The sequence below is a fragment of the Vibrio sp. JC009 genome (assembly GCF_029016485.1).
In the GTDB taxonomy this organism is placed as follows: domain Bacteria; phylum Pseudomonadota; class Gammaproteobacteria; order Enterobacterales; family Vibrionaceae; genus Vibrio.
The window spans coordinates 2,661,930-2,678,853 of record NZ_CP092106.1; the positions used below are offsets into that span (position 1 = coordinate 2,661,930).

General features: G+C 43.4%; 16 protein-coding genes and 3 pseudogenes. 7 read left to right on the forward strand and 12 right to left on the reverse strand.

Annotated features, from left to right (window positions below):
• Positions 1-230: 230 nt before the first annotated feature.
• The gene (locus L3Q72_RS11815; protein WP_275130150.1) at positions 231-1,574 is read right to left on the reverse strand and encodes an ISNCY family transposase; all 1,344 of its coding nucleotides are present in this window, start codon (positions 1,572-1,574) and stop codon (positions 231-233) included.
• A gap of 158 nt (positions 1,575-1,732) precedes the next feature.
• Here L3Q72_RS11815 and L3Q72_RS11820 point away from each other — a divergent pair.
• A protein-coding gene (locus L3Q72_RS11820) for an IS3 family transposase (protein ID WP_275132103.1) occupies positions 1,733-3,267 on the forward strand; the annotation gives its coding sequence in 2 pieces (ribosomal slippage) (positions 1,733-2,186 and positions 2,186-3,267; 1,536 coding nt in all).
• A gap of 392 nt (positions 3,268-3,659) precedes the next feature.
• The gene (locus L3Q72_RS11825; RefSeq protein WP_275130151.1) at positions 3,660-4,043 is read left to right on the forward strand and encodes an STAS/SEC14 domain-containing protein; all 384 of its coding nucleotides are present in this window, start codon (positions 3,660-3,662) and stop codon (positions 4,041-4,043) included.
• 107 nt (positions 4,044-4,150) lie between these two features.
• Here the strand turns inward: L3Q72_RS11825 and L3Q72_RS11830 are convergent.
• The 3 genes and pseudogenes from L3Q72_RS11830 to L3Q72_RS11840 all read right to left on the reverse strand — a co-directional run.
• Positions 4,151-4,323, reverse strand: a pseudogene (locus L3Q72_RS11830) (DUF4277 domain-containing protein); the annotation flags it as partial.
• The gene (locus L3Q72_RS11835; protein WP_275130152.1) at positions 4,313-4,672 is read right to left on the reverse strand and encodes a DUF952 domain-containing protein; all 360 of its coding nucleotides are present in this window, start codon (positions 4,670-4,672) and stop codon (positions 4,313-4,315) included. The gene L3Q72_RS11835 and the pseudogene L3Q72_RS11830, both read right to left, overlap by 11 nt.
• Positions 4,673-4,848: 176 nt before the next feature.
• Complete coding sequence (locus L3Q72_RS11840; protein WP_275130153.1) at positions 4,849-6,093, reverse strand: adenosylhomocysteinase; 1,245 nt, start codon at positions 6,091-6,093, stop codon at positions 4,849-4,851.
• A gap of 349 nt (positions 6,094-6,442) precedes the next feature.
• On the opposite strand from L3Q72_RS11840, the pseudogene L3Q72_RS11845 reads away from it, so the two are divergent.
• Positions 6,443-6,740 (forward strand): annotated as a pseudogene (locus tag L3Q72_RS11845) (hypothetical protein); the annotation flags it as partial.
• A 128-nt stretch (positions 6,741-6,868) separates the two neighbouring features.
• Here L3Q72_RS11845 and L3Q72_RS11850 read toward each other — a convergent pair.
• The 6 genes and pseudogenes from L3Q72_RS11850 to L3Q72_RS11875 form a co-directional block, all read right to left on the reverse strand.
• Positions 6,869-8,089, reverse strand: a complete 1,221-nt coding sequence (locus L3Q72_RS11850) for a phosphopentomutase (RefSeq protein ID WP_275130154.1) — start codon at positions 8,087-8,089, stop codon at positions 6,869-6,871.
• A 401-nt stretch (positions 8,090-8,490) separates the two neighbouring features.
• Positions 8,491-9,201 (reverse strand): purine-nucleoside phosphorylase, encoded by a 711-nt coding sequence (gene deoD / locus L3Q72_RS11855; RefSeq protein WP_275130155.1) that lies wholly within the window; start codon positions 9,199-9,201, stop codon positions 8,491-8,493.
• Between the two features lie 138 nt (positions 9,202-9,339).
• Positions 9,340-9,987 (reverse strand): Crp/Fnr family transcriptional regulator, encoded by a 648-nt coding sequence (locus L3Q72_RS11860; protein ID WP_275130156.1) that lies wholly within the window; start codon positions 9,985-9,987, stop codon positions 9,340-9,342.
• A 393-nt stretch (positions 9,988-10,380) separates the two neighbouring features.
• Positions 10,381-11,493, reverse strand: a complete 1,113-nt coding sequence (locus tag L3Q72_RS11865) for a methyl-accepting chemotaxis protein (protein ID WP_275130157.1) — start codon at positions 11,491-11,493, stop codon at positions 10,381-10,383.
• Positions 11,493-12,643 (reverse strand): IS3 family transposase gene (locus tag L3Q72_RS11870; RefSeq protein ID WP_275130158.1). Its coding sequence is split into 2 segments (ribosomal slippage): positions 11,493-12,400 and positions 12,400-12,643, totalling 1,152 coding nucleotides; the frame shifts between segments, so codons are not numbered across the junction. Before L3Q72_RS11870 ends, L3Q72_RS11865 begins: the two co-directional genes overlap by 1 nt.
• Before the next feature lie 57 nt (positions 12,644-12,700).
• Positions 12,701-12,832 (reverse strand): annotated as a pseudogene (locus tag L3Q72_RS11875) (transporter); the annotation flags it as partial.
• A 335-nt stretch (positions 12,833-13,167) separates the two neighbouring features.
• Between L3Q72_RS11875 and L3Q72_RS11880 the strand changes: the two are divergent.
• The 4 genes from L3Q72_RS11880 to nqrM all read left to right on the forward strand — a co-directional run bounded on the left by L3Q72_RS11880 (position 13,168) and on the right by nqrM (position 14,878).
• A complete protein-coding gene (locus L3Q72_RS11880) occupies positions 13,168-13,614 on the forward strand; it encodes a DUF1499 domain-containing protein (RefSeq protein ID WP_275130159.1) in 447 nt (148 codons plus the stop codon).
• 203 nt (positions 13,615-13,817) lie between these two features.
• Complete coding sequence (locus L3Q72_RS11885) at positions 13,818-14,138, forward strand: DUF134 domain-containing protein (RefSeq protein ID WP_275130160.1); 321 nt, start codon at positions 13,818-13,820, stop codon at positions 14,136-14,138.
• Positions 14,135-14,665 (forward strand): NifB/NifX family molybdenum-iron cluster-binding protein, encoded by a 531-nt coding sequence (locus tag L3Q72_RS11890; RefSeq protein ID WP_275130161.1) that lies wholly within the window; start codon positions 14,135-14,137, stop codon positions 14,663-14,665. The genes L3Q72_RS11885 and L3Q72_RS11890 overlap by 4 nt, the downstream gene beginning before the upstream one ends.
• 12 nt (positions 14,666-14,677) lie before the next feature.
• Positions 14,678-14,878, forward strand: coding sequence for a (Na+)-NQR maturation NqrM (gene nqrM, locus L3Q72_RS11895; RefSeq protein ID WP_275130162.1), 201 nt, complete (start codon positions 14,678-14,680; stop codon positions 14,876-14,878).
• A gap of 62 nt (positions 14,879-14,940) precedes the next feature.
• Here nqrM and L3Q72_RS11900 read toward each other — a convergent pair whose 3' ends face one another.
• Complete coding sequence (locus L3Q72_RS11900; RefSeq protein WP_275130163.1) at positions 14,941-15,921, reverse strand: ion channel; 981 nt, start codon at positions 15,919-15,921, stop codon at positions 14,941-14,943.
• A gap of 166 nt (positions 15,922-16,087) precedes the next feature.
• A complete protein-coding gene (locus L3Q72_RS11905; protein WP_275130164.1) occupies positions 16,088-16,699 on the reverse strand; it encodes an acetate uptake transporter in 612 nt (203 codons plus the stop codon).
• Positions 16,700-16,924 lie beyond the last annotated feature (225 nt).

Below are 16,924 nucleotides of genomic sequence, written 5' to 3' on the forward strand. Positions count from 1 at the left end.
TGTTAAAATTTAACCAGTTAGTTCTCATCCAGAAACAGCAGATTTTAAGCACTTGTTCCATTGATCTAGCTCTGGTTGCTACTTTTCCGAAGCCTAATGTATGGTGATTGCGCACACGAACTGTGCGATCACGATATTTTTTGCTCTTATTGAGCAATTAGTCAAAACGCAAACATTAAAAGCCCTGCCATCGTAGTGACTGGCGTGTATTTCCTTTTGGCAGGATAAGGTCAGTTGGCGGTTTCTATCCGCGCGAGTTGCAAGAGGTTATATGCCACACTTGAAGCCCAGACATAGGCCTTGAACTTCTCCAGACCTTTCCAGTTGCACCTCGACAGTCCGAAGCGACGTTTCAGGCAAGAGATGTTTCCTTCAACACCTGCCCTAAACTTATAAAGCTTTTTGTACACCCAGTCGCTTTTCACCATGTCTTCAACCTTCAGGCCGCGTTTTTTATTGAAGGCGACATCCTTAACCCCCATTTCCTTAGCCTTCGTAAGATTATCCTGACTGGCATACCCGCCATCGGCAGCAGTCTGTCTTGGGGCCCTGCCGTATATTTCCTTTTGCCTTTCCAGCATAGGACATAATCTCGAGGCATCTGCCGGATTACCTTCTTCAATATAAACATCTAACACCAGGCCACTCTTACCTGTCGTCAGGTTTAGCTTGTGCCCATATTGAGTTTCTCTGGAGCCTTTTCTGATGATATCAGTATGAGGCTCGAAGATGCTGAGTACCTTCTCCTGATGAGGAACGGATTCGCCATTAAACACCCTTCTTTGGGTTTGGCTAATCACTTTTTCCGTGAGCTCCAGGAGTGCTTTAGCTTCTTCTTCCAGTTGTATAAATTGAAAGGATTCCCGTAGTTGGCTTTTGGGGTTAAGTGCCATGTACAAATAGTCACGGGTCTCTTTAGTATTAGCAATCAACCGTTTGTATTGCTTTACTCTGTTACTTCCTCTGGAATAGGCGATGGCTTTCATGCGCCGTTTAGCTGCCCGGGTCCGGTCACAAAATGTAACGGCTCCCGGTTCCAGCACGGAGGCCATTTTCCGGAGCAGACGAACCATGACACGAACACAGTCCCAGAGAAGGTTGCTGTCACTGGGTGGGGAGATATGAGTTTCAGTTACCGTGCTGTCAATTCGAACCATTCTGCCTTTTTCAATTCCTTTTGCTGCCGCATCACTAAGCAGCAGACGATTAATCGCTTCCCAACTTGCTGCATTAATTTTGCTAATACAGGATTGTAAGCAGGAGCCGGAATAACGTATGGATGAATCAACTCTGGCAAAAGAGCTGTAACTTAATGAGTCCTGTAAATAGAAGCTGAGTTCGTCATAGGTTAATCCCATCATTTGTTTGAGCAATGCCGCTCTGACAATGGTATCAACAGTCAGCCCTTTGCGTCCGGTTTGCTTTGCCCCGGAAGTAAAAATAGCATTGGTTGCGATATCTAATATCGCGGGAATGGCGTCCAATCTCTCAGATATATTTTTTAATTGCTGGCCGGTCTCGTGCTCACCGTAAAATTCGAATATACTGATTTGTGGGTTGTGTGTTTCACGCATCCTAAACTCCGGTTTTTTTAATCTAGTCAATGAGTTAGCACTATTAACCATAGTAAATTTATCGGAGTTTTCCTTCTTTTTATCCTACATTTTTCAAATATTTCAATATGTTATCCTTTCTGGATGAGAACCAGTTAGGGGCGGTAATAGAGCAAAGAGTGACTCGTTATTCACAGGAAAGAAGAGAAGCCGTATTAAAGAAGTTGTTACCTCCATATTCTCGGTCAGTGGCGGAAGTGGCAAAAGAAGAAGGAATCCATGAAGCAACCCTGTACAATTGGAAGAAAGCATTAAGAGAATCAGGAGCCGTTGTGCCAGACAGTAATACTTCTTCCGACCAGTGGTCAGCTCAAACTAAGTTAGCCGTAGTCGCTGAAACCTTCTCCATGACAGAGAATGAGTTGAGCCAGTATTGTCGTGAGAAAGGTCTTTACCCAGAGCAGATCAAAGAGTGGCGCGGCGAGTGTATGCAGGGCTTTATGTCCCAAAAAGAACGAGAAGCAGAAGCCAAAAAACAGGCTAAAGCCGATAAAAGGGAAATTAAGGAGCTTAAGAAAGAGCTCCGCCATAAAGAGAAAGCTTTAGCTGAAACCGCAGCATTATTGGTGCTTAGAAAAAAGCTGAGGGCCTTTTACGGGGAAGAACCAGAGGACGACTAACCTCACCTGATGAAAAGCAAAACCTAATTGGTCTGATCCATGAGGCTCGTCAGAACGGTTGTAGGTTAGAAAACGCATGCAACGAAGCTGAAATCGATTTACGAACTTACCGCCGCTGGTATCAGAGCGGTAAAGTTCTGGAAGATAAAAGACCAACAGCATTACGGCCAGAGCCTGTAAACAAGCTCTCAGAGCAAGAGCGGCAAATGATCATAGAGATCTGCAACGCTCCTGAATACGCGAGCCTGCCACCAAGCCAGATCGTTCCAACGTTGCTGGATAAAGGTCAATATATCGCTTCTGAAGCAAGCTTTTATCGCGTTCTGAATGCTGAAGGTCAGCTAAGTCGTAGAGGTCGCCAGCGTAGTCGCAAAAAGACATCAAAACCAACCAGTTACACCGCAACTGGGCCGAATCAGGTTTTTACCTGGGACATTACTTTCATGCCGTCAGGAGTGCGTGGTCAACATTATTACCTGTACGTGATAGAAGACGTTTATAGCAGAAAGATTGTGGGCTACGAAGTCTATGATCGAGAGTGTGGAGAGCTGGCATCCCAGTTACTACAACGTACGATGATGCGGGAGCAGTGCTTTAATCAGCATCTGGTTCTGCATTCAGACAATGGCGCACCAATGAAGTCGTTGACGTTCAAGGCCAAAATGGAAGAGCTGGGAATTATCTCGTCCTATAGCCGACCACGCGTCAGTGATGATAATCCATATGTGGAGTCACTGTTCCGTACACTGAAGTACGTGCCAAACTGGCCATCAAAAGGCTTCGGTAGTCTTGAAATATGCCGTGAGTGGGTTGAGGCATTCGTTAGCTGGTATAACACAGAGCACAAACATAGCCGCATAAACTATGTGACCCCATCAGAACGTCACAGCGGAAAAGATAAAGAGATCCTGGAGCATAGATCAAAGGTGCTGATGGAACATCGACAGAAAAGACCAGAGCGCTGGTCAGGAAAGATCAGGAACTGTGAACCGATCGGAGAGGTTCACTTGAATCCAGAAAGAGAAGCTGCTTAAGAATTAAGCAAGTAGTGACAACTGACTTGAAAAACGCCGCTATCGAGTTTAGTGGAATGGAGGGGCGTACCATCTAATTAGCGCCCCAGACTCAGAGGACGAAATCTACCTACGGATTAGTTTTTCCTAATGTCAGGCCAAAGCCAAGCCGTGGAAGTTTTTGTACTATAATTACTGTCTGATACAAGATGATGGAGATACTCCTGCACTAAAATTGGGATGAGCTAACAGAGCGTTTCCTTTGGTGAAATCGTATCGGGAAGAATAAATTAAATGGACTTTTCTCTCATCAGTAAAATTAACTGTAACTGAGTTTTTTGTGAATGTTCAGACATCATGACATGTTTTCCTGAACGTTCAAATATTTTTCATTAGCGGTTGAGGTGTATTACATGAAGATACATGGTTCACACCACATTGAGATTAGTAACGATATCATAACCCTCGAATTAATCGGTGACTTTAATGAATATGGTATGTCATCGGCTCTAAAATCTGTAAGTGAAGCAATAGAAAAGCTTTCTGGAAAAAACTACTGTATTTTGGTTGATAGCTCAAGGTACACCGGTGGGGTGCCTGATGCGTATGAAGAGGTAAATCTTTTCTATGAGACAGGTGACATTACAGGTCTCTCCGCTGTAGCAATAGTTCATTCTAACAACCTTCTAGCCATAATAGATAGCAGGTATATACCTTCTTTAGAAAAGCAACAAGTTAAGACGTTTTCTGATAAAAAATCGGCATTATGCTGGTTAAACAGCATGCGGAAACCTTAGCAAATTGAATTCGATTTTTTTGGCAGGCTGATCGGCATTGACTTGAAGATAACGCTATAGAGCAGGGCCATTAAAGGTATGGTCAAAACAATGCCAATGCTACCAGCAAGAGCATCAAGAGTGCGGCCAATACATCATCATTGAGATGCTCTGCTTGAATACTGGGACCAGTTAACTTCTCAACCGATTTATGTTCGAAGAAGTCTGAAAACATATGCAGGGTCCGACTATGAAAACCTAGTCCGTTCAGTATCATAGCTAATACTGCTTCACCAAGAGAATACTGACTCGTGCTGTTCAAAATTCCCATGTTGATCAATTGATAACTCGTAGATATTGCGGACTGCCTTTTTATCTAAAGCACCATACAGGTGTGGGTATAAATCACCATCATCTTCAATACCAACCGGAGGCTCATCTACAATCTCAGCCTCTATATGAATTGAGGAAATCTCAAGCAGATACATATCAGAAGCTCCAATATAAAAATTACTTATCACAGTCTGTAACTGGTGTCTATATGCTAAATGTATAAAGCCTTCAGATTCAAAAGATTGAGGTTTATAGCTCTGAATAGTGCTGAGCTTATCTAAATCTTGCTTACTGATAAAATAATACAATTCTTTCATATATTCTCTCTGAGAATAAACTCAGTATCACTCTATTCGGTTATTCATAACGAATAATCCAAAGCAACATAAGTCTATGTTAAAAAGCCATTTAAAGATAATTTACTTGAGTAGCAGATATCGAGCGGAAGTGTTCTTTACTCGATAAACGACAAAACACTTCCGCTCTAGGTATATTAAAGTGTGTAACCTTGAAGATAATCGATTTGCGTTTTGTTCAGCGAGTCGATGCTAACGCCACGAGATTTCAGTTGCAATTTTGCAACGTTTTCATCAATGCTTTCTTCAACATCATAAACTTTACTCTCTAGTTCGTTCTTAACCAGATATTCTGCACCAAGAGCCTGAAGCGCAAAGCTCATATCCATAATTTCTGCTGGGTGTCCGTCAGCACAGGCAATATTGACCAGTGCGCCTTCACCAAGCAAATAAACAGTACGGCCATTTTTCAGCTTGTAAGCGATAATGTTTTCACGACTATCATGACTCTCAGTAGACTCCTCGCGTAGATCTACCATATTAATTTCACTTTCGAAGTGACCTGTATTCGATATAATCGCGCCTTCCTTCATCACCTTAAAGTGTTCTTTAGTAAGAACATCGCAACAGCCTGTTGCAGTAACAAAGATGTCGCCGATTTTTGCAGCTTCCGACATAGGCAGTACTTCAAAGCCATCCATTGTCGCTTCTAGCGCCTTGATAGGATCTACTTCAGTTACCACTACACGACTGCCAAGACCATCAGCACGAAGCGCACACCCTCGGCCACACCAGCCGTAGCCTGCAATAACGGTGGTTTTACCAGCAACAACAAGGTTAGTGGTACGCATGATTCCGTCAAATGTTGATTGACCTGTACCATAGCGGTTGTCGAACAGGTGTTTACACTGAGCGCCATTGATAGAAATCACCGGGAATTGAAGGCTACCGTCTCTTTCCCTGGCGTTCGCTCGCCATACGCCTGTGGTTGTTTCTTCACAAGCACCAATCACATTGCCAGCAAAATCTTTATGCTTTTCATGCAACTCGTGAGCCAAATCACCACCATCATCGATTACGATATGCGGCTCACAGGCTAGGGTACTGCGAACAAACTCATGGTACTCAACTTCACTGGCACCGTATACTGCGAATGTATTGACACCTGAGTCAATTAAGGCAGCGACAACATCATCTTTGGTACTCATTGTATTTGAACCGGTTACATATACTTCAGCACCACCCTTTTTTAGCACCTTAGCCAGGTAAGCTGTCTTAGCTTCCAGGTGGATAGAAAGAGCAATACGCTTACCAATGAAAGGTTGTTCTTTAGCAAAACGCTCTTCAAGCGAACGAAGAATTGGCATATGCGAGCGAACCCACTCGATTTTTTGATGGCCCTGAGGAGCAAGTGAAATGTCTTTATAAATACCTAATGTCATTGCTATATTCCTAATGAGTGTGAATAGTCGTGTAATCTTATTCCTTCCTCCAGCATGCGTTTAGGTCATTAGACTTGCCTGCCAAATCAGCCATGTGATCTTTATCACAAAGTGCCTTTAAAAAAATATTACCTCCTCCTCACATATATGGCGTACTCTACCCTCGTAGGACTAACCTAAAGTACTTTGCCTGTCTTGTTTTCAACCATAAGCACAACCTCTGCATACTCTGCTTCCATACCAACTGGACAAGGCTGTTGGTCGGCGGATGATGTAATAATTCACACCACACAGATGCTCCGATAAATTGTATGGTATATGCAACTGAAGAGAGAATAAGAGAAGGACCGCCTTCTGGAAGCAAGGCCCTCCACAATTTAGCGGTGGGTTGCCAAAAGCTCTATGGCACCAATAAGAAGTGAAAAAATCGATACAGCTATCACAAACGTCCGCTCTCTGAAACAGCTATGCATCTAGTAAAGGAATTGCCAAGGGGGAGATTAAGCCAGAGAAACTACAATACTCAGGTTGGTGAAACCTGCGCCATGAGTAAAGCGTCAAATAGTTTTACAGGTGCTAGTATGCCCAAAACTCAGTATGTTGTTTTAAGAATCGTCCAATTTCATGAGATTTGGTTATCTACCTGAATTACGCAACAGAGTCTCATCACTTAGAAAAAACATCTTACTGCCCTCAACAAAAATTATTAGTAAAAGGGCAGTAGTAACTCCAAATATTATGCGTTAATAGCCATCTATGCTGGCTATATTTTTCACTAAAGGAAGGATCTACCGAATTCCATTTCAGAAAGTCCAAAATAACTTGCCAGACTCTGACCAATATCAGCAAAAGTATCACGACGCCCTAATGAACCCGCTTTTACCTTCTGACCATAAACCAGAACAGGAATGTGCTCACGGGTGTGATCTGTCCCTTGCCAGGTCGGGTCACAACCGTGGTCAGCAGTAATGATCAAAATGTCATCTTCAAGCATGAGTTCCAGAATTTCAGGCAGACGAGTGTCAAAATATTCTAACGCTGCGGCATAGCCTGCCACATCCCGCCTGTGGCCGTAAGCTGAGTCAAAATCAACGAAGTTAGTAAAAACAATGCTGCCTTCACTCACCGTTTTGATTTGCTCTAGTGTTGCTTCAAATAGGGCCGGAATACCTGTCGCTTTTACCTTCTTGGTAATACCGCAACCTGCGTAAATGTCTGAGATCTTTCCTATAGAAATTACATCACCACCTTTTTCTTCGACAAGCTTTTGTAGCACAGTTGCTGCTGGCGGCTCAACCGAATAGTCTCGGCGGTTACCAGTACGGGCAAATTCACCTGCTTTAGGACCGGTAAATGGACGGGCAATCACTCGACCAATATTGTAACCTTCCAGCTCTTCGCGAACGATCTGACATAGATCCAAGAGGTTCTCTAAGCCGTAAGTGTCTTCATGGCAAGCAATCTGGAACACAGAATCAGCCGAGGTATAAAAGATTGGTTTGCCGGTTTTCATGTGCTCTTCGCCCAAGTCCTCCAACACCTGGGTTCCTGATGCATGACAGTTTCCCAGGTAGCCGGGAAGGTTCGCTCTAGCGATAATACGGTCAAGCAATTCTTTCGGGAAACTGTTGTGATGGTCAGTAAAATAGCCCCAGTCAAATAGTACAGGCACACCAGCCATTTCCCAGTGACCTGACGGTGTATCTTTACCGGAAGACATTTCAGCCGCATGCGCGTATGCACCAATAACTTCCGTATTCTCATCTAAACCTGGATGAAATTGACCAGTTGATTCCTGTGCCGCTTTGGCAAGCCCTAGCCGAGATAGGTTCGGCAGGTTCAGATGACCACTGCGGTCATCATTATCAGCCAAGCCTTTGGCACATTTCTCAGCAATATGGCCCAGGGTGTCAGCACCCACATCACCGAATTTATCAGCATCCTCAGTAGCACCAATTCCAAAGGAGTCAAGAACTAAAATAACTGCACGTTTCATTATCTGGCATTCTCTTTTTAATATTGATTTGGATCTAACATCCTATTAGGTATAAGTCTATATTTTCAAATGTGTGTTCAATTACTATATTTTATATATTCTCTATATTAAATAGAAAACAATTAACACTTAATGGTAAGCGTTATTAAGTATTTTCTCTGAAGTTGTGGAGTAACATCTAGACCGACAATTTAGCTTTATACTTGCTACAAGAAAACAACACACCTTAATCTTAATATAAAATCACATATCCTTACTGTAAAGAAGAGGAGTAGACTTGCTATAATTTGATGACTAAAAAATACGTAATGAAATATCGCAATACGCTAGTTAAATACAACCGAGTATATTCATGCATACTCCTCGTATTATTTCTTACAGTTCGGAACTACAAATTTGTATTATAGGGTGATAGCCGTTTCTAACGAGACACGCATCATCTCGTTAAATGATTTTTGACGTTCTTCGGAGCTTAACTTCTCACCACGCTTGATATGGTCTGATACTGTTAGGATCGCCAAAGCACGCGCACCCAACTCAGCTGCAACACCATACAGTCCCGCAACTTCCATATCTACACCTAGAATGCCAAGCTGTTCCATTTTATCAAATAGCTCTGACTCTGGGCTGTAGAAAAGATCAGCTGAGAAAACATTACCAACACGCACAGGTACTTCTTGCATTCGAGCTTGATTAACCGCGGTCTCTAGTAAATGATAATCAGCAAGTGCAGCAAAATCATGATTGTTAAATCGAGTGCGGTTAACTTTAGAGTCAGTTGATGCCCCCATACTAATAATAACGTCCATTAATTTTACGTCATCATGTACAGCTCCACAGCTACCAATACGGATTACATTCTTGACACCAAACTCAGAAATCAACTCATGAACATAAATAGAACATGATGGGATGCCCATACCATGCCCCATAACAGACAATGGCTTACCCTTATATTTACCTGTAAAGCCTAGCATACCGCGTACATCACAAACTTGGGCAACATCATCAAGGAAATTCTCGGCGATGTATTTAGCTCGCTGTGGATCACCGGGCATTAGAATCGTTTCTGCGAAATCACCAAATTCCGCATTAATGTGTGGGGTGGACATATATCATTCCTTATTAAATAATTGAAAAAAGTGTTCAACACGAATTATTTCATCATGTCATCACTTCATAACGGTTAGATCGAATTAAATGCTCCAATAGCTAGAGCAGTAGCTCAGCATTCACTGCTTAATAAAAACCTAGTCAACCAGTTTAATTACTCCATTATCTTGTTCTATTAATTTTTCCTCTTTCAGTTTATGAATTACCTTATCTACATGTCTGCGCGTTGTACAAAGAAGTTCTGCCAATGTACTGCGTGATAGTTCCACCCTATTCCCCTTTATATTGGAGAGAATAAACAATAAATTGTTCTCAACAGAGTCAACAGCATTCATCAACCTCTGCTCAGCAGAATTAAGTGCCCTTTTTGCCATCTGCCGGTTAAGCAATAAAGAAACACTGTGATCTACTTTCAGCCATTTAAGAAATGCCTCGGCGTTAATACTGATGATCTTAACATCCGTAAGACAGCTAGCATCAAACATATAGTTAAGACCAGAAAGGATCTCCATATCACCAATGAACTCTCCACGCATACAAATCGTCATGCAGATCTTCTTTCCGTTTTCTGCGGACTTGCTCACAACGATCTCACCATCAAGAATAATATAAGTGTTCAGAGCAGGATCTCCCTGGCTGAAGAGCGTCGTCCCCTTGGAGAGGTTTAAACACCGGAAGCTATCCCTTACGGAATTAGGGGCTTCCAAAAACAACCTACTCACATCAGTGAATAGATCATCACCACTAAACTCGACCCATAGTTCTCTTAACAATTTGTCTGGCATAACAACTTTTCTCCACTTTCTCCGAAGAAGCACTTCCCGTAAGCGCACTGTTCAATAAGTCTCATTAAACAAAAATTCAATACGAATGTTCTTCATCAAAATACGACGGTAACAGTGTCATTTTTACCACTCACACCAATCAATATCGCTGCAAATGGAAGGTTCAGCTGAAACTATCGAATTACAATATGAGTGTAGCTTCCCCTCAAAAGCCCATATAGGTCTTTAGACCTACCTACAAGATAAAAGTGTTAGGTAGATCCACTTATAAACTTTTCCTAAGAAATTTTAGGTATCGATATTGGCTGGTAACACCAATGTATAGGGACAGAACGAAATGTATATTGAGCTACTTAAATTTGGAGTCACCACTGGATTAGCATTAGGGCATATTTATAACTTGAACGTTTCGACCAATTTCTCTAAACGCTGTGATAACTTAGTAAGATCCTGACTTGACTGCGAAAGATGATCCGCAGCATACGCACCACATTGACTATTTTCGCTTATTTCCTCAATTGTTTGATTTATAGTGTTGATCACCGTTGATTGTTCTTCCGTTGCAGTGGCGACCTGGGTATTCATATCTGTGATCAACGCTATCTGATCAGCAATCGAATGTAAGGCTGCGCTGGTTTTATCAGTAGCAAGAACGCCCTCTGTCGCCAGAATCTTGCTCCGAGACACAGAGGATACAGCATTACCTGCCTCCTCTTGCAACTTGTTGATCATCCGTTGAATTTCGTCAGTTGAATCCGCTGTACGGCTGGCCAGATTACGAACTTCATCCGCAACCACCGAGAAACCCCGGCCCTGCTCACCAGCACGAGCCGCTTCTATGGCTGCATTGAGGGCCAGCAGATTAGTCTGCTCGGAAATACCGCGAATAACATCCAGAATACCGCCAATCGCCTGACTATTGTTTTCTAGTGACTGAATGACATCGGAAACCTGATCTACATTGTGTTCCAGTTGGTTAATCGTATCACGAGCCTGACTAACGACGTTCTGACTACTGCTAGTTTCACTGTTTGCACCTAACGATACCTCGGCAGCAAGGTTGGCATTGCCGGCGATTTCATTAACAGTTGCTCTCATTTGGTTGATAGCCGTAGCCACCTGAAGTGTACGGTCGCGCTGCTCATGGCTGCTATAAAGAGTTGTTTCGGCCAATGCTGATACAGACTCAGCCGAACCTCGCAGGGCTATGCCTGTTTCAGCGACTTCTTTGACAGAGCGGTGAATTTTGCTGATGAAGCTATTAAAACCTCTGGACAACTGGGCCATCTCATCCTGGCCCTTAGTGTCTATCCGGTAACGCAGGTCGCCTTCACCTTGACCGAGATCTTTAAAGACTGCTGTCAAACGTTGAATTGGCCTTGTGATGTTAGCGGCCAACAATACAGCAACCAGAGCAAAGCCTGCTGCGATTAACAGAGTCCACACCATGATCTGGTTTCGAACCTGACCAAGCTTGATCTGCTCCAGCCAGACTGGACACTTCATTAAGCGACATTTTGATTTTCAAAGTTAACTGGGCTCAGATACCCAAGAGCACTGTGCCTTCTTGTCCGATTATAATCAACCTCTATATACTCAAAGATCGTTTGGCGCATCTCGCCTCTCGTCATGATAGGCTCATATTGGATCGCTTCAACTTTCATTGAATGGAAGAAGCTCTCAACACAAGCGTTATCCCAGCAATTTCCTTTTCTACTCATACTTTGTTTTAGATTATAAGCAGTTATGAGATCTCGATAGTCTTTTGAACAGTACTGGCTACCTCGATCACTATGAACAATAACCTGCTCAGGAAATCCTCGACGGAACAGAGCCATCGATAGTGCATCGCAGACCAGAGTTGCCGTCATTCTTGTATCCATAGACCAGCCGATCACCTGACGAGAGTAAAGATCAATAATGACCGCCAAATATAACCAGCCTTCGCTAGTGGCAAGATAGGTAATATCGCCAGCCCACTTTTGGTTCGGAGCCGTTGCGTTAAAATCTTGAGCCAACAGGTTCGGAGCAACAGGCATTTTATGCTTGCTGTCCGTTGTACACTTAAACTTGCGTGCAGCTTTTGGGGTCAAATCCTGACGTTTCATACTGGCGGCAATGGTTTTGACGTTGCGACTATCACCGTTCTCTGCCAGTTCTTTTTGGATACGTCTCGCGCCATCACGGCCTTTACTGCTGTCAAAAGCCTCTTTGACCTTGGTATCGAGCACCTTACGGCTATCTTCGCGCTGAATGGCCTTGTGGCGATGCTCAACCCAGTAATAAAACCCACTTCGAGATACTCCGAACACCTTAGCCATACGGACGACACTGAAATACAGTAGGTGTTCGAGCATAAATTCATAGCAATCTACTTTTGATTCTTCGCGAAGTAGGTGGCGGCCTTTTTTACGATCTCTAGCTCCTCAGCTTGCTCTGCCAATTGCCTCTTAAGCTTTGCGACCTCAGTAGCCAGATCCTTTTCCCGTTGCGTTGTAGTGGTATCTTTTTTGGCTGCTTTACGCCAACCATAGATCTGTGATTCATGTAGCCCGAGTTGTCTTGCTGCCGCAGCAACTCCTACTTTCTCTGCCAACTTCAGAGCTTCAGCTTTAAATTCAGGAGAATGGAAAATACGTTTCTTTTTGTTTGTCATGGTTCACCTCGTTAGTGATTGTACTCACTTAACTCAGTGTCCAAAACTGTTGGTGCGGATCAGGGTAGGTAAAACCGTATATCCGACAATGGATACTTTATTTGAAGAGTTTTGTGAGTAGTTAAGAGAGGTGTCTAATACAAAAGTTCCCCTTGGAGTCATAACTCCGGGTTGCTCAAACACATTTGAATCTGCAGATTCTTCCGTTGTCTGTCCTTCTTCAGCCCAACAACTAACAGTGCTGAAACAAATGAGCAGGCCAAGTCCTTTTGATAGTTTGGTGTTCATCTTGTTTCCTATTTTTTATTGTGTAGATGTAAAATTAATAGTCCAGAAAACAAGGCTCTTCCAACAAGATTAAGGGTTTATTGACCAATAATAAGTATGAATTATTTACTACTTTTCTTTCCTTTACTTTCCTGGAAACCGGGCAGTCATAACTCATTACTTCTCACATCTCCGGAAATCATAAGACTTAACCTATAATCATAGGATTAGTCTGTTTTGTGATTAAGGTTCAAATGATGAAAATACGATATATCGCCGCTCTAATCGGCTCAGCTCTTCTGACTGCTTGTTCCGGAACAAGGCCACCATTAGGTTTAATGGAAGGGAAACTCATGCCCTGTCCTGATTCACCAAATTGCGTAAACAGCCAGATAGAGAGTGATGAAGAGCATAGCATTAAGCCGCTCCTTTATTCCGGAAACCTGGCAGATACGCGCAGCAAGCTGTTACAGGTGTTGGAAGCTGAAGAGCGTGCAAAAACTATCACAGCGGACAGCAACTACATTTACGCAGAGTACACCTCCGCTTTATTCCGCTTTGTTGATGATGTGGAGTTTTACCTTATTGAAGAAGCGGATGACAGATGCATAATTCATATCCGGTCAGCCTCGCGCCTTGGTCACTCTGACTTTGGCGTAAACCGGGAGCGGATTGAGCGAATCAGAGGAAAGTTAAGCCAATAAATCATCGAAGTATTCTGCACTGTATCTTCCACTCTAGAGGTATAATAGGCTGCTTTTGTTAGCTTTATTTTCTTTAATCAGGATAATATGATCTGGAATGCCTCTATGCGTAGTTAGCATATGCTAAAAATATTTTTCTTATTATATTGGCATATGCCAATAACAAACATATAATCAGGTCGAAACTCGAATTAGGAGACATGATGGCCAGACCCAAAAAATGCCGCCGCATTTGCGGGCGACCTTCACACAGTTGCTTTAAGCCAAACGGCATCCCCCTCAGAGATCTGGAATTAGTCGATATTCTGGCGGAGGAATTTGAAGCACTTCGCCTTGCTGATTTTGAACACTTAAGCCAGCAGGAAGCAGCGGATCAGATGGGAGTTTCAAGGCAGACTTTCGGCAATATCGTTAACCGTGCAAGGTTTAAAATTGCTCAGAGTCTAGTTGAAGGAAAAGCATTAGTTCTGGAACAAACCGGTGACACACAACCGCTTCCAGAAGTTGAGGAATCTAAAGAATGATTTACGCAATACCAACAAACAGTGATACCGTTGCGAACCACTTTATGAAAGCGTCACAGTTTGCACTTGTTGATGAAAACAACGCTGTAATTAAGTGCGTTGAAAGCCCTGCTGCCGGAGCTAAATCCTCCTGTGCAGATAAAAGCTCAGCTATTAAGCTGCTAAAAGAGATGAAGCCAGACGCCGTTATTGTCAGAAACATTGGCGAGCGCTCACTGGGCAAACTACTTTCAGCCGGCATCCGTGTCATGCAGGTAAACACCAGAACGGCTCTTGCAAGCGCCACTCAGGCAGAGCTGACTGAACTGACTGAAGCAAGCCAGGGCAGACCTTCTGTCAACCATGAGAAAAAAGGTGGCTGTTCACACAGTGACGGCAGCAGCTGTGGCGGTTGCAGTTGTGGTGATCATGACCATGATCATGACCACAATCAGGGTCACGGCGTTATGCAGGCTGATAGCGGTAAAAAACGTGCTATACGAAATCTGTTCAGTGGTATATCATCTCTGAGATCTATAGATAAGTAATCAGGTAAGCATATGACAACGGTACTCATTACATTTGGTTTCTTCCTAATCGTCATTCTTCTTATGGCTATTGGTGTAATTCTGAACAAGAAAACCATTTCAGGAAGCTGCGGCGGACTTAGTAGCGTTGGCGTAGACAAAGTCTGCAACTGCGAAGATGTTTGCGACGAACACAAGCTCTACCAAATCGAAGAGCCAGGTGAACCAAAGTAATCACCACCCCAAAACAGAAAAAGCGCCCAAACCAAAGGCGCTTTTTTAATACCCATAGCCCATTATCTCGTCATCTTCTTAACAAACACCACCACAAACAAAGCCATAGTAAAACTACCAAGAAAAGCCTCAAAAGCCGCGATAAACCGGGCAATTCCCGTTGGAGCAATATCTCCGTAACCAAGCGTAGTAAAAGTCACCACACTAAAATAAAGTGCGTTCAGCAGCTCCAGTAAAACACCGGCAATTCCGCCTAAGCCAGGGATCAGAGGACTACTGGCGGTGGTTCCCAGAATGAAATAGGCCAGCGCACAACAAAAGATCAGAATAATAGAAAAGATAACCACCCTGAGCGGCGACTCTCCATAGCCGCAAAACAGATCCACCAGCTTAGAGAAGAAGCGTTTAAAGCTGGTCTTTGGCATCTGATAGCGGCGGAAGGTCATCTCTTTTTTAAAGAAGGTACCTGCGGTTTCAAACAGGCCCTGCCGCTCGCACTGCTTTCTTATATTCCGGGCGACTTCTTCCGCCTCCTGACACAACTCAACCGCCTCATTGCGGCGTCCAGCTTTCATGGCTTCAAGCGCTCTTTTTTCCTGCTCCAGCTGTTCTCCCCAGTGAATACTCTCCAGCCGGGCATTGCGCAGATCCGCCCCCAGCAAGTTGCACTCCTCCAGAGTGGCGCAATGCAGGTTAGCTCCGATGAGCTTAGTCTTCATTAAAGAAGTGCCCTTCAGATCAAGAGAAAAGAAGTGAGCTTCGGTAAGATCTGCACGATAAAAGTCCGCATTGCGGCACTTATAGCCGCCCTTATGCCCTTTATTCACCAGATTAATATCATAAAGGTTTGTTCTGGCCAGCTGAAAACCATCTAAAGGTTTTCCGTCTCTGGCCCACTGCTCTACCTTCTCTTTGACATCATCTTTACTTTTGTCGACTGCTGGATCATGCCAGTAACATAAACCGCTCTCTCCGGCAGGCTCACTGCACTTCCATCCGTCCTGATTACAATAACTGCAGGTTTTGGCTTGTTTTTCTGTCATATGCCTTCTCCTACCTTTTGTACCCGAATAGCATCAAGGTAGTTGAGTAGATACCTAAAGTTTAGGAGATAAAGCCGTCAGAAGGAGTATTTGTTTATGAGGCAGGCAACAAAAAAGGGCTTTAGCGGTGAAGCTAAAGCCCTTTTTTAAAAATTGTTTCTGATGCTTACGCTGTTGCCAGCTCAGCTTCTTCTGCTTCAGCCTTCTTAGCACGGCCAATCAGAGGCTTACCAACCGGAAGAACTTCACGGCCAAACTCATTGTTCAGTACCTGAGCCATAGCGAAGTAAACTGCGCTAGCACCACAGAAGATACCTTCAAAACCAGCAATGTGACCGATAAATTCGCTGCCGGTGAAATCGCGGATTGCCAGCAGTGCAAACAGAATAGTCAGAGATGCAAATACAACCTGCTTAGCAGTTGGGTAGCACAGAGAGCCGATAAACATAAAGCCAGTGAATACACCCCAAAGCGCAAGATACCAGCCCATAAATGTCTCAGGGCTTGCAGGAAGACCCATCTTAGGCATCACAATAAGACCAACAAGAGTCAGCCAGAACAGGCCGTAAGATGTAAACGCTGTAGTACCGAAAGTATCACCACGCTTAAAGCACATGATGCCTACGATTACCTGGCTCAGACCACCGTAGAAAATGCCCATTGCAAGGATCATTGAATCGATTGGAAAGTATCCTGCGTTATGAATGTTCAGCAGAATAGTCGTCATACCGAAGCCCATAAGGCCTAGTGGTGCTGGGTTAGCTAGTTTTGTTGACATCTGGTCAGAGCCTTATTCAAAAAAATGTAAAAAGTTGTGGAATTTTTTTAACGCGCGGATAATAGATGATGATTTCACCAGATTCAACCACATTTTTGCCATTTTTAAGAAAAATCTCAGATCGCATCAAATGTGACACAAAACACACTTTTTAATAAAAATATTAATAGCAAAAAAGCCCCTGCATATAGGCAAGGGCTATCGGTTTTTACTTTTTAATTACAC

Bases quoted from the DNA above. Each gene is read 5' to 3' on its own strand.
- L3Q72_RS11815 (WP_275130150.1), bottom strand. From the start codon at position 1,574: ATGCGTGAAACACACAACCCACAAATCAGTATATTCGAATTTTACGGT.
- L3Q72_RS11825 (WP_275130151.1), top strand. From the start codon at position 3,660: ATGAAGATACATGGTTCACACCACATTGAGATTAGTAACGATATCATA.
- L3Q72_RS11835 (WP_275130152.1), bottom strand. From the start codon at position 4,672: ATGAAAGAATTGTATTATTTTATCAGTAAGCAAGATTTAGATAAGCTC.
- L3Q72_RS11840 (WP_275130153.1), bottom strand. From the start codon at position 6,093: ATGACATTAGGTATTTATAAAGACATTTCACTTGCTCCTCAGGGCCAT.
- L3Q72_RS11850 (WP_275130154.1), bottom strand. From the start codon at position 8,089: ATGAAACGTGCAGTTATTTTAGTTCTTGACTCCTTTGGAATTGGTGCT.
- deoD (WP_275130155.1), bottom strand. From the start codon at position 9,201: ATGTCCACCCCACACATTAATGCGGAATTTGGTGATTTCGCAGAAACG.
- L3Q72_RS11860 (WP_275130156.1), bottom strand. From the start codon at position 9,987: ATGCCAGACAAATTGTTAAGAGAACTATGGGTCGAGTTTAGTGGTGAT.
- L3Q72_RS11865 (WP_275130157.1), bottom strand. From the start codon at position 11,493: ATGAAGTGTCCAGTCTGGCTGGAGCAGATCAAGCTTGGTCAGGTTCGA.
- L3Q72_RS11880 (WP_275130159.1), top strand. From the start codon at position 13,168: ATGAAAATACGATATATCGCCGCTCTAATCGGCTCAGCTCTTCTGACT.
- L3Q72_RS11885 (WP_275130160.1), top strand. From the start codon at position 13,818: ATGGCCAGACCCAAAAAATGCCGCCGCATTTGCGGGCGACCTTCACAC.
- L3Q72_RS11890 (WP_275130161.1), top strand. From the start codon at position 14,135: ATGATTTACGCAATACCAACAAACAGTGATACCGTTGCGAACCACTTT.
- nqrM (WP_275130162.1), top strand. From the start codon at position 14,678: ATGACAACGGTACTCATTACATTTGGTTTCTTCCTAATCGTCATTCTT.
- L3Q72_RS11900 (WP_275130163.1), bottom strand. From the start codon at position 15,921: ATGACAGAAAAACAAGCCAAAACCTGCAGTTATTGTAATCAGGACGGA.
- L3Q72_RS11905 (WP_275130164.1), bottom strand. From the start codon at position 16,699: ATGTCAACAAAACTAGCTAACCCAGCACCACTAGGCCTTATGGGCTTC.